The organism is Gordonia cholesterolivorans, assembly GCF_039531975.1.
Taxonomy (GTDB): Bacteria; Actinomycetota; Actinomycetes; order Mycobacteriales; family Mycobacteriaceae; genus Gordonia; species Gordonia sihwensis.
The window spans coordinates 202,814-214,731 of record NZ_BAAARB010000004.1; the positions used below are offsets into that span (position 1 = coordinate 202,814).

Annotated in this window: 12 protein-coding genes; 6 read left to right on the forward strand and 6 right to left on the reverse strand. The window is 68.9% G+C overall.

From position 1 onward, the window contains the following. Positions 1-9: 9 nt before the first annotated feature. Genes ABFX36_RS05735 through ABFX36_RS05750 form a run of 4 tightly spaced genes read right to left on the reverse strand, consistent with a single transcriptional unit; the run spans position 10 to position 3,339 of the window. Positions 10-909, reverse strand: a complete 900-nt coding sequence (locus tag ABFX36_RS05735; RefSeq protein ID WP_006896263.1) for an amino acid ABC transporter permease — start codon at positions 907-909, stop codon at positions 10-12. Continuing rightward, positions 906-1,589 carry an amino acid ABC transporter permease gene (locus tag ABFX36_RS05740; RefSeq protein ID WP_346075345.1) on the reverse strand — a complete coding sequence of 228 codons (684 nt, stop codon included), beginning with the start codon at positions 1,587-1,589 and terminating at the stop codon, positions 906-908. Before ABFX36_RS05740 ends, ABFX36_RS05735 begins: the two co-directional genes overlap by 4 nt. Then, positions 1,590-2,609, reverse strand: coding sequence for a glutamate ABC transporter substrate-binding protein (locus ABFX36_RS05745; RefSeq protein WP_278127193.1), 1,020 nt, complete (start codon positions 2,607-2,609; stop codon positions 1,590-1,592). A 1-nt stretch (position 2,610) separates the two neighbouring features. Continuing rightward, positions 2,611-3,339 carry an amino acid ABC transporter ATP-binding protein gene (locus ABFX36_RS05750; protein WP_045540090.1) on the reverse strand — a complete coding sequence of 243 codons (729 nt, stop codon included), beginning with the start codon at positions 3,337-3,339 and terminating at the stop codon, positions 2,611-2,613. A 163-nt stretch (positions 3,340-3,502) separates the two neighbouring features. On the opposite strand from ABFX36_RS05750, the gene miaB reads away from it, so the two are divergent. Both miaB and ABFX36_RS05760 read left to right on the forward strand, forming a co-directional pair. Next, positions 3,503-5,068 carry a tRNA (N6-isopentenyl adenosine(37)-C2)-methylthiotransferase MiaB gene (gene miaB / locus ABFX36_RS05755; RefSeq protein WP_006896267.1) on the forward strand — a complete coding sequence of 522 codons (1,566 nt, stop codon included), beginning with the start codon at positions 3,503-3,505 and terminating at the stop codon, positions 5,066-5,068. After that, positions 5,065-5,772, forward strand: a complete 708-nt coding sequence (locus ABFX36_RS05760) for an Rv2732c family membrane protein (protein ID WP_346075348.1) — start codon at positions 5,065-5,067, stop codon at positions 5,770-5,772. The genes miaB and ABFX36_RS05760 overlap by 4 nt, the downstream gene beginning before the upstream one ends. Before the next feature lie 60 nt (positions 5,773-5,832). On the opposite strand, the gene ABFX36_RS05765 is transcribed toward ABFX36_RS05760, so the two are convergent. Beyond that, a complete protein-coding gene (locus ABFX36_RS05765; RefSeq protein ID WP_346075350.1) occupies positions 5,833-7,212 on the reverse strand; it encodes a DUF349 domain-containing protein in 1,380 nt (459 codons plus the stop codon). A 201-nt stretch (positions 7,213-7,413) separates the two neighbouring features. Between ABFX36_RS05765 and ABFX36_RS05770 the strand changes: the two genes are divergently transcribed. The 4 genes from ABFX36_RS05770 to hflX all read left to right on the forward strand — a co-directional run bounded on the left by ABFX36_RS05770 (position 7,414) and on the right by hflX (position 11,602). Continuing rightward, positions 7,414-8,241, forward strand: a complete 828-nt coding sequence (locus ABFX36_RS05770; protein ID WP_346075352.1) for a class III extradiol ring-cleavage dioxygenase family protein — start codon at positions 7,414-7,416, stop codon at positions 8,239-8,241. Further along, a complete protein-coding gene (gene miaA / locus ABFX36_RS05775) occupies positions 8,238-9,146 on the forward strand; it encodes a tRNA (adenosine(37)-N6)-dimethylallyltransferase MiaA (RefSeq protein WP_346075354.1) in 909 nt (302 codons plus the stop codon). Before ABFX36_RS05770 ends, miaA begins: the two co-directional genes overlap by 4 nt. Then, on the forward strand, positions 9,146-10,060 hold the full coding sequence (gene dapF, locus ABFX36_RS05780; protein ID WP_346075356.1) for a diaminopimelate epimerase: 915 nt from the start codon (positions 9,146-9,148) through the stop codon (positions 10,058-10,060). Before miaA ends, dapF begins: the two co-directional genes overlap by 1 nt. A gap of 63 nt (positions 10,061-10,123) precedes the next feature. Beyond that, positions 10,124-11,602, forward strand: coding sequence for a GTPase HflX (gene hflX, locus ABFX36_RS05785; protein ID WP_045540414.1), 1,479 nt, complete (start codon positions 10,124-10,126; stop codon positions 11,600-11,602). Positions 11,603-11,615: 13 nt separating this feature from the next. Here the strand turns inward: hflX and ABFX36_RS05790 are convergent, their stop codons facing one another. Beyond that, a complete protein-coding gene (locus ABFX36_RS05790) occupies positions 11,616-11,873 on the reverse strand; it encodes an HPr family phosphocarrier protein (protein ID WP_006896274.1) in 258 nt (85 codons plus the stop codon). Between the last annotated feature and the right edge of the window lie 45 nt (positions 11,874-11,918).

Here is an 11,918-nt window from a genome sequence, read left to right on the forward strand (position 1 = left end):
CTCCCGGCTTCACCGGCCGATACCGGTGAAGCCGGGGATGTTCTCCATCGCTTCCAGATCGGCGACGTCCGGATCGGGAGCCGCGGTCCGGCGCCGGCCGCTGCGCAGACGGCGTTCGAGGTAGTTCGCCAGGCCCGTCAGACAGAAGTTGATCGCGATCATGATCACCGCCACCACGAGCAGTGACGGCAGGTAGTTGCCCCAGTACGACGCCGAGACGATGCCCGACCGCACCACCTCGATGTATCCGAAGGCGTAGCCCAGAGCGCTGTCCTTCAGCGCGATCACCATCTGCGAGATCAACGCGGGCAGCATCGCGGTCACCGCCTGCGGCAGCAGGATCATCCGCATCATCTGCGACTTGCGCATGCCGATCGACAGGGCGGCTTCGGACTGGCCTTTGGGAACCGACTGGATTCCCGCCCGCAGGATCTCCGCGATCACCGAGCCGTTGTACAGGGTGAGACCGAAGACCACGGCGGCGAACGAGAGCTGTGACGACGGCACGACCGCGTACTTGGCGAACAGGTAGTACGCGAAGAACATCAGGATCAGGACCGGGATCGCACGGAAGACCTCGACGATCAGACCGCAGACGGCACGCACCGCCCGGTGGTCCGACAATCGTCCGATGCCGAGCAGCGTACCGACCACCAGCGCCAGGATGATCGAGGCGAACGCCGCCTTGATCGTTCCCCACAGACCCGGCAGCAGCCAGGTGGTCCAGGTCCCGGCGACGGTGAACGGTCGCCACATGTCCGATTCGAATTGGCCATTGTCGGCCAGCACTTTGATGATGTACGCGGCGATCGCGATCAGGATCACGACGAAGACGACCGCGGTGATCAGGTTGCGGCGCCGGGCGTGCGGCCCGGGCGCGTCGTAGAGGACGGTCGACTGATCGCTCATCGCTTGACCGCCCATCGCTTGGCGGCCCATCCGAAGACCGCACCCTCCGCGAGGGTGATGATCATGAATCCGATGGCGATGATGGCGAAGATCAGCAGGATCTGGTCGCCGTGGGTCTCGAGTTCGGACTTCATGAGCAGTGAGGCCTCCGCGACGCCGATCACCGAGGCGATCGTGGTGTTCTTGGTGAGCGCGATCAGCACCGATCCGAGCGGCGCGATGACGGTGCGCAGCGCCTGCGGCAGGATGATCAGTCCGAAAACCTGGGTGAAGGTGAGCCCGAGCGATCGAGCGGCTTCGGCCTGTCCGAGCGGAATGGTGTTGAACCCGGCGCGGAGGGTCTCACAGACGAACGTCGCCGTGTACAGGACGAACGCGAGCACCGCGAGCCGGAAGTTGTTGGTGGCGATGAAGTTCGAGCTCTCCGTCGCCAGCGTGAGACCGAGGTTCTGGTACAGGCCGATGGAGCAGAAGAGCACGATCAGGGTGAGCGGGGTGTTGCGCACGACGTTCACGTACACGGTCGCGAAGCCGCGCATCACCGGAACCGGCGAGACCTTCATGGCGGCCAGCAGGACACCCCAGATCAGTGCGCCGATCGCCGAATAGACAGTGAGTTTGATGGTGATCCAGAACGCGGGCCAGATCTGCGGACCCATGCTCTGCCATAGGTCGGACATCTACGCATCTCCTTCGCAGGGCGTCGACGGGGAGGTGAGGAAGTCGAGATTCCCGACGTCCGGGAAGAGCTTGTACTGCGATCCCGGCGCGTCGGCGCGGGCGATCCACGAATCGATCGTCTCGTTGCCGAGCGCGTCGCGGAGATCCCGGCTCCAGACGGACTGGTCGGAGCCGGGCAGCGGGGCGAGCATCGCTTCGAGCGCCTCGTTGACCTTCGCGACCGAGTCGGGATAGTTCTTCGCCATGCCGATGCCGTAGCGCTCGGTCGAGAACGGCTGGCCCTTCTTCTTCAGCTTTCCGCCGACGCAGGCGTCCTTGGGATAGGTCATCGACACGAGCTTGAACTCGCCGGGGTAACGGTTGGCGTACCCGGCCAGAATCGTCTCGTCGGTGGTGAGCGCGTCGACCTTGTCACGGCGCAGCGCCTCCACGCACGAGGAGTAGGAGTCGTACTCCTGGAGCTGGACGCCCGGCAGCTGAGCCTTCACGTTCTGCGCCGGTGTCGAACCGCTCACCGAGCACAGTTTCTTGCCGTTGTTGAGGTCCATCAGCGAGTTCAGGGACGAGTCATTCTTGCGGACCAGGAGCCCCTGGTAGGTCACGAGGTAGGGGCCCGCGAAGGCCACCTTCTTCGCGCGCGCCTCGTTGATCGAGTACGTCGCGGCGATCATGTCGACCTCACCGTTGCCGATGAGGGTCTCGCGCTGAGCGGAGGGTGTCTCGCGCCAGGTGATCTCCGGATGCGGTACGCCGAGCCGGTCGGCGATGTGGTCGACGACGTACTCGGAGACCGACGGATCGAAACCGACCACCGAACCGTCCGGCTGTTGCACACCGAGCCCGGGCTGGTCGTACTTGGTGCCCAGGACGACCTTGCCGGACTTGATCGACTCGACGAGGTCGCGCGGTTCGGTGCTGCCGCACGCGGCCACGGCCGGCAGTGCCAGGGCGATCGCGAGGATCAGCGCCGGCAGTGCGCGGCGTCGGCGTGACGGGCGTCTGCGGGAAGTGGTCGCCATGTCAGCCTCCCAGGATCTTCGACAGGAAGTCCTTCGCACGGTCGGACTTCGGCGCGGTGAAGAACGTCTCGGGATCGGTGTCCTCGACGATCTGACCGTCGGCCATGAAGATCACGCGGTCGGCGGCCTTGCGGGCGAAGCCCATCTCGTGCGTCACGACCACCATCGTCATGCCCTCCTTGGCGAGGGCGACCATCACGTCGAGGACCTCGCTGACCATCTCCGGGTCCAGGGCCGAGGTCGGCTCGTCGAACAGGATCACCTTCGGATCCATCGCCAACGAGCGGGCGATGGCGACGCGCTGCTGTTGACCGCCCGAGAGCTGAGCCGGGTACTTGTCCTTCTGAGCGGCGATGCCGACGCGGTCGAGCAGTTCCTCCGCACGTTTGCGGGCATCCGCCTTCGAGGCCTTGCGCACCTTGATCGGTCCGAGCGTCACGTTGTCGAGGATCGTCTTGTGCGAGAAGAGGTTGAACGACTGGAAGACCATGCCCACGTCGGCGCGGAGCCGGGCCAGGTCGCGGCCTTCCGCGGGCAGCAGTTCGCCCTCCACCCGGATCTCGCCGCTGTCGATCGGCTCGAGTCGATTGATGGTCCGGCAGAGGGTGGACTTGCCCGAGCCGGAGGGGCCGAGGACGACCACCACCTGACCGCGGGGCACTTCCAGGTCGATGTCGCGGAGCACATGGAGGTCGCCGAAGTGCTTCTGCACGTTCTTCATCGAGATCATCGGTGTGACGTTCGTGTCGGGCATGACTAACAAACTAGTTGTGACGCGCGTCGCCGCAAGGCTTCTTTCGCATGTTCCCGCGTGTCGCCGCGCGGAACCGGACATGCCGGCGATGCGGTACGTGTGACGCGGGCGGATTTGCCCCGCCACGTAACCTTGAGATGTGAGTGTTGAGGCCCTGGGAGAGACGACGACCGAGGATGCGGCGACGGCGCCGCGCTCCTATTCGGTCCGTACCTACGGATGTCAGATGAACGTGCACGACTCCGAACGGATCGCGGGCCTCCTCGAAGACGCGGGCTATGTGGCCGCCGACGACGGCGACGACGCCGATCTGGTGGTCTTCAACACCTGTGCGGTGCGTGAGAACGCCGACAACAAGCTCTACGGCAATCTGTCGCATCTGGCGCCGGTGAAGGCGCGGCGACCCGGGATGCAGATCGCCGTCGGCGGGTGTCTGGCGCAGAAGGACAAGGACACCGTCCGCAGCCGCGCACCCTGGGTGGACGTCGTTTTCGGAACCCACAACATCGGCTCGCTGCCGGTGCTGCTCGAACGGGCCCGCCACAACGACGAGGCGCAGGTCGAGATCCTGGATTCGCTCGAACGATTCCCGTCCACCCTGCCCGCGCGCCGTGATTCGGCGTATTCGGGATGGGTGTCGGTCTCGGTCGGCTGCAACAACACGTGCACCTTCTGCATCGTGCCGTCGCTGCGCGGCAAGGAGGTGGACCGGCGTCCGGGCGACGTTCTCGCCGAGGTGCAGGCACTGGTGGACCAGGGCGTGCTCGAAGTGACCCTGCTGGGCCAGAACGTCAACGCCTACGGGATGTCGTTCGCGGATCCGGACATCCCGCGCAACCGCGGGGCGTTCGCCGATCTGTTGCGCGCGTGCGGCGGCATCGAGGGACTGGAGCGGGTGCGCTTCACCTCGCCGCATCCGGCGGAGTTCACCGACGACGTCATCGCGGCGATGGCCGAGACCCCCAACATCTGCCCGCAGCTGCACATGCCGCTGCAGTCCGGCTCGGACCGAGTCCTCAAGGCCATGCGACGCAGCTACCGCAGAACCAAGTTCCTCGGCATCCTGGACCGCGTCCGCGACGCGATGCCGCACGCCGCCATCACCACCGACATCATCGTCGGTTTCCCCGGCGAGACCGAAGAGGACTTCGCGGAGACGCTCGACGTGGTGGAGCGGGCGCGCTTCTCGAGCGCGTTCACCTTCCAGTACTCGCCGCGACCGGGCACCCCGGCCGCCACCATGCCCGATCAGGTTCCGCCGGAGGTGGTGACCGAGCGGTACCAGCGGCTGATCGCGCTCCAGGAGCGGATCTGTCTGGAGGGCAACACGGCGCTGGTCGGGACCGAGGCGGAACTGCTCGTCGTCGCCGACGAGGGACGCAAGAGCTCCTCGACCGGGCGGATGACCGGACGCGCCCGCGACGGACGTCTGGTGCACTTCCTATCGACCGGCGATGCGGACGGTCGGACCGGCGGCATCCGTCCGGGCGATGTCGTGACCACCGTGATCACCGACGCCGCCCCCCATCATCTGATCGCCGACGCCGGGGTGCTCTCGCACCGTCGTACCCGCGCCGGCGATGCGCACGAGGCGGGCACCCTGCCCACCACACCACCCGTCGGCGTCGGGCTCGGGATGCCGTCGATCGGAGTGCAGTCCGTTCCTGAGCCGACGAGCGCATGCGGAACTGGAGGCTGTTCATGAGTAAGAACGATCTGGATACTTTCACTCGATACGAGCGCGAGCTCCGAAAGACCGAGAAGAAGGTCGCGGGAGAGATCGACCCCGGTGCCCGGGCCGTGGTGGTCGCCGTATGCGTGCTGCTCGCGATGGTCTCGCTGGTGTTGCCGCATGCCGGCGACGCCACGGGTCTCGACGTGCTGATGATGACCGACAAGGCCACCGCCGAGCACATCAAGCTGCCGTCGGAGATCTTCGTCTACATGCTGACGATCTTCGGCATCGGCTTCTCGACGCTGGCGTTGATCACCCGTCGCTGGGTGCTCGCCTGGATCGCGCTGGCCGGAACCGCGGTCGACGCGGTGGCGGGCATGCTCGCGATCTGGACCCGGAACACCGTCGGAGTCGACGAGACGGCGTCGCCGTCGGGTGCCGGCGCGGGTCTGCTGCTGGGTTGGGCCGTCGCGATCGTTCTGGTGTTCCACTGGGCCCGAGTGGTGTGGAATCGCAACTCCTACCACCTCGCGCTGGAGCAGGAACGTCGCGCCGAGGCCGCCAACCGCGAAGCCTTCGGACTGTCGCTCCAGCGACCGGTGGCGCCCAGCGCGAAGGCCGCGAGAGCCGACGAAGCGGATTCTGCGGAAGCGGACTCGGCGGGGACTGCCCAGACGCAGGGCGACCAGACTCGGGGCGACCAGACTCCTGAGGGGACCGCGTCGGACGACTGAGTTCCGGGCCCGGGCTCGGTGCGAACGCACCGCGCCCGGGCCGTCGGGACCTGGTGGGCGTCAGCGATCGGTGAGCGCCGAGTGGGCCGCGCTGGCCCACTCGCGCCACTGCGCGGCCTGTTGCCGCAGCTCCGCGGCCTCACGGTCGCGTCCCGCGGCGGCGGCCTTCTCGGCCTGCTCGTCGAGCTTGTCGGCGCGCTCGGTGAACTGCGCGGCGCGCGCCTGCGCCTCCGGGTCGGTGCGTGCCCAGTCGGCGTCCTCGGCGTCGCGCAGCCGCTTCTCGAGCGCCCGCGCACGGCTCTCGAGTCTGTGCATCTGTTCGCGCGGGACCTTGCCGATCTCGTCCCACTTCTCGCGGAAGGTACGGAACTCGCGCCGCGCGGTCTCCAGATCGGCCGCCGGATCGATCTTCGCCTCGGCCTCGTCGAGCAGTGCGGTCTTGGCCTTCGCGTTCTCCGCGAACTCGGCGTCACGCTCGGAGTTCACCGCGTTGCGGGCCTGGAAGAAGACATCCTGTGCGGCCTTGAACCGGAGCCAGAGCGCCTCGTCGGTGTCGCGCGGCGCGCGACCGGCGGCCTTCCATTCGGCCAGGAGTTCGCGGAACTTGGCCGCCGTGGGGCCCCAGTCGGTGGAGTCCGACAGCGCCTCGGCTTCGGCGATCAGTTCCTCCTTGCGCGCCTTGGCTCCCGCCCGTTCGCGGTCGAGTTCGGCGAAGTGCGCACCGCGACGCCGGTTGAACGCGTCCCGCGCTTTCGAGTAACGCCGCCACAGCGCATCGTCGGTCTTGCGGTCAATGCCCTTGATCGTCTTCCACTCGTCCAGGATCGCCCGGAGCCGGTCGCCGCCCGCCTTCCACGAGGTGCTCTCGCTCCCGATGCGCTCGGCTTCGGCCGCCAGCGCCTCCTTGCGTTCGATCGCCGAGACACGGGCCGACTCGCGCAGGTCCTTGACCTCCTGCGCCACATCGTCGGCGCCGGAGACGATCACCTCCAGACGGGCCGCCAGGCTGTCGACGTCACCGATGACCTGCGCGTCGGGGAGTTCGGCGAGCAGATGCGCCGCCGACGCCTGAGTCTTCCTGGGGTCGCCGGAACGGGCGGTGAGACGCTCCTCGAGGATCTCCACTTCAGTGGCCAGGTCGGCGAACTTCCGGGAGAAGTGCGCAAGGCCCTCTTCGACGGTCCCGGCCTGCCACGAGCCGATCTGGCGCTCGCCGCTCGCAGTCTTGAGCCACACCGCACCGCTCGAATCGATCCGGCCGAACTCGTTCGGATCACCCACCGGCACCGGATGGACCGGCACCGCCGGGGTCGGGCCGCCGACTGCGGGCCGGGGGACCGGACGCGGCCGAGGGCCAGGCTTCGGTCCCGGCTTCGGGCCGGGCTTGGGGGCCGACGGGCCGTTCGAGGCGGGGTTGCTCGAGTCGGGCGAGTTGATCATGCGTGTACCTCTTGAATCGTCTTCGCCGCGCGTCACGGCTGCCAGATCACTGCGTGGTTCATTCACTACGTGGTTCATTCAAGCAGGCACGGCGACGGTTGTGGGCGCGGCCTGCAACATTGCCTCCCACATCGAGGCCGGGACGCCGCCGGTGCCGGGCCCGAACCGATGTGCCGCGCGCGCACCGGTAGCGTCGAGACCGTGCTAGCCCTGGTTGCGATAGTCCCGAGCGCTCCGCTGCTCGTCCCCGAACTGGCCGGTCCGGCCGCCACCGACACCGAACCCGTGCGCGCGGCCGTGCGTTCGGTGGCGAAGCGGCTCGGCAGCGCGGCCGATCGGTGGATCGCACTCGGCGCAGCCGATCGCGCCGGCTCCGCCGGTGCCACGGACTACCGCAGCTGCGGCGACTTCGGCGGATACGGTGTGCCGCACCCGGTACGACTCGGCGGTCCGCCGACCGAGGGCGCGCCGCTGCCCCTGTCGATGCTGATCGCGGGGTGGGTCCGCGGTGAGGCCGACGGCGGCGGAGAGCGGATCACGGTGACGCCGTGGGTGGTGGATCCGGAGTGGTCGCCGGACCAGTGCGCGGCAGCCGGACTGGAACTCGCGCGCGCCCTGTCCGACGGCGGCGATCCCGACAGCGACGATCCCCACGGCGGCGATCCCGACAGCGACGATCCCGACAGCGGCGACCGGGTGGGACTTCTGGTGGTGGCCGACGGCTGCACCGCGTTGTCGCCGGGCGCTCCGGGCGGCGGCGAGCGGCCCTCGGCGATCGGGCTTCAGCGGCGGATCGACGACGCGCTCGCCCGCGCGGACACCGGCGCACTGGCCGCCCTCGACGCGGACGCGTGCGCCGCGGAGGGAGTCGGAGGCAGGGCCGCATGGCAGGTCCTGGCGGCCGCCTGCGGCGGTCCCGCGGCCGATGTCGCTGTGTCTGATGTCGCAGCGGCAGAGGTGTTGTATCGCGATGCCCCGTTCGGGGTCGGTTACACCGTCGCCGTCTGGTCGCCGGGGGCGCCGCGGTGACCCTCGCACCCATCGCCGTCATCGGCCCGACGGCCAGCGGCAAATCAGAACTCGCCCTCGATCTCGCCGAACACTTCGGCGGCGAGATCGTCAACGTCGACGCGATGCAGCAGTACCGCGGGATGGACATCGGCACCGCCAAGCTTCCCGTCGCCGAACGGCGGGGGATACCGCACCACCAGATCGATGTCCTCGACGTCACCGAGACCGCCACCGTCGCCCGCTACAAGTCCGCGGCGACGGCAGACGTCGAAGCGCTCCTCGCATCGGGCCGGCTGCCGGTCATCGTCGGCGGGTCGATGATGTACATCCAGGGCCTGCTCGACGATTGGGAGTTCCCGTCGACCGATCCCGCGGTGCGGGCGAAGTACGAGGCGCTGCTCACCGAGATCGGGCCCTTGGCTCTCCACCGCCGGCTGGCCGAGGTCGACCCGGCCGCCGCGGCCACCATCCTGGACTCGGACGGCAGGCGCATCGTGCGCGCCCTCGAGGTGGTCGAGATCACCGGGGAGCCGTTCGCGGCGTCGGCGCCGTCGATCGGTGAACCGCGGTGGGGGACCCGCATCCTGACCCTCGACCGAGAGAAGGAGGCCCTCGACGAGCGGATCCGGTTGCGCACCGCGGCGATGTTCGACGCCGGCCTGGTCGACGAGGTGCGAGCACTGTGCGAGAGCGGCCTGCGGGAGGGACGGACGGCCTCGCGGGCGATCGGCTATGCACAGGTCATCGAGTATCTCGACGGCGCCTACGACCTCGATCAGGCGCAGGAGCGCACCTTCTTCGGCACGCGACGGTACGTGCGCCGGCAGCGGTCGTGGTTCCGGCGCGACCCGCGCGCGGTGTGGCTCGACGCCGCCGATCCCGCCCTGCTGGAGAATGCGCTCCGCGCGCTCCGCGTAGCCTGATGGGCGTGAAGAACTCTCCGGCGCTGACCTTCGTCAAAGGGCATGGCACCCAGAACGACTTCGTGATCCTGCCCGACCCTCAGGCCCAGATCGAACTGACCGAGGACCTCGTCGTCGCCCTCTGCGACCGCCGGCGGGGACTCGGTGCCGACGGCGTTCTGCGCGTCGCGACCGCCGGATCGCTGGTGGCCGAACAGGTGCTGGAACGGCTACCCGAGGGCGTTTCGGGCGTGGACTGGTTCATGGACTATCGCAACGCCGACGGTTCCATCGCGGAGATGTGCGGCAACGGTGTGCGCGTGTTCGCGCACTACTGCCGGACCGAAGGGCTCGTCGACACCGATGCGTTCACCGTCGGTTCGCGCGCCGGGGCCCGTCCGGTCACCGTGCACTCGGCCGACGACGCCGACGCCGACGTGAGTGTCTCGATGGGACCGGTGGCGCTGCGCGGCCCGAGCGAGGTCCGCATCGCGGGTACGACGCTGACGGGCGAGGCCGTCGACGTCGGCAACCCTCACCTGGCCTGCGTGGTCGACGGACTGACGCCCGAACGGCTCGCGGCACTGGATTTCACCACCGGCGCCGAGCTGGACTCGGCGCTGTTTCCGGACGGGGCGAACGTCGAGATCCTCACCCCGCTGACCCCGGGCGGCCCGACCCCGGCCGACGAGGCCGACTTCCACGCGCACATGCGAGTGTTCGAGCGGGGCGTCGGGGAGACCCGATCGTGCGGTACCGGCCTGGTGGCCGCCGCAGCGGCTGCGCTGTCGGGGGCCGGCAGAGACTCGGGGTCGGTCGCGGTCACAGTGCCGGGCGGCGACGTGCTGGTCACTGTCGGCGACGGCTCGGCCGTCCTGCGCGGCCCGTCTCGGCTGGTGGCCCGCGGCCGGCTCGTCGCGGGCTGGGCCGACTGAGCGGGCACCCGCGGGAAATCCGGATGCGTTCCGGTGCCGGTCGGGGGCACAATGGATGTACATATGACTGAACTGACCAAAGAATCTGCATTGGACGAATCCGCCGACGACCGGTCCGCCGAGGAGGTCCCCGGGCTCTCGGAGCGTGGACGCCCGGGCGAACCCACGGTGGGCGAACTTCAGCTCGACGAGCGTGCCTCGCTGCAACGCGTCGTCGGCCTGTCGACCGAACTCGAGGACGTCACCGAGGTCGAGTACCGCCGCCTCCGGTTGGAGCAGGTCGTCCTCGTGGGCGTCTGGACCACCGGGAGCGTCGCCGCGGCCCGCGCCAGCATGGCCGAACTCGCCGCGCTCGCCGAGACTGCCGGATCGCAGGTGCTCGACGCCCTGATCCAGCGCCGTGGCAAACCTGATCCGGCCACCTATCTCGGCTCCGGCAAGGCCGAGGAACTCCGCGAAGTGGTGGTCGCCAGCGGAGCCGACACCGTGATCTGCGACGGTGAGCTGACGCCCGCCCAGCTGACGGCGCTGGAGAAGGTCGTCAAGGTGAAGGTGATCGACCGCACCGCGCTCATCCTCGACATCTTCGCCCAGCACGCCACCTCGCGTGAGGGCAAGGCGCAGGTGGCGCTGGCGCAGATGGAGTACATGCTTCCCCGGCTGCGCGGCTGGGGCGAGTCGATGTCGCGCCAGGCAGGTGGCCGCGCCGGCAGCAACGGCGGCGTGGGCCTGCGTGGCCCCGGTGAGACGAAGATCGAAACCGACCGCAGGCGGATCCGCGAGCGAATGGCCAAGCTGCGCAAGGAGATTCGCGGGATGAAGACGGCTCGGACGGTGAAGCGCGCGGCGCGCCGCCGGGGCGGTGTACCGGCTCTGACGGTGGTCGGCTACACCAACGCCGGCAAGTCGAGCCTGGTGAACGCGATGACCGGCTCGGGTGTCCTCGTGCAGGACGCACTGTTCGCGACGCTCGATCCGACCACCCGCCGCGCGCAGCTCGCCGACGGGCACGAGGTGGTCTTCACCGACACCGTCGGCTTCGTCCGGCATCTGCCCACCCAGCTGGTCGAGGCGTTCCGGTCGACACTGGAGGAGGCCGTCGACGCCGATCTGCTCGTCCACGTGGTGGATGGGTCAGACCCGTTCCCGGCCAACCAGATCTCGGCCGTCCGCCAGGTGTTGGGGGAGGTGCTCGCCGAAGAGGACCGCCCCGCGCCGCCGGAGATGCTGGTCGTCAACAAGATCGACGCCGTCGACGGCGTGACCATGACGGCGCTGCGGGCCGAGTATCCGGATGCGCAGTTCGTCTCGGCCCGGACCGGTGAGGGGCTCGACGGGCTCTTCGCCGCGATCACCGACTTCCTGCAGCGAGACGATGTGGACGCCGTCCTGCAGGTGCCGTTCGCCCGCGGAGAGGTGATCTCCCGGCTCCACCAGCACGCGCACGTGCTCGACACGGAGCACAACGCCGAAGGCACCCGCCTGCATGTGCGGATGCCTTCTGCGCTCGCGGCCGAGTACAGCGATCTGACCGTCGCCTGACGGTCTCGCCCGGCTACTCGGCGTCGAGATCCTTGGCGACCAGTGCCGCGATCTGATCGACCGCGGCCTGGTCGTCGCTTTCGACGGTGACCGAGGCGCCCTTCTCCGCGCCGAGGGTCATGATCATCAGCGCGCTGCCCGCGTCGACCGGATCACCGCCGGCGGCGAGCGTCACCGGGACGCCGAGAGCGGTGGCCGCGTCGGCGATGATGGCGGCGGGACGAGCGTGCAGACCGACGGCCGATCCGACGGTGACGGTGGTGCTGGGCATGGACGTGCCTTTCTTTCGGTGTGACGGCCCGAGCTGCGTGCTCGG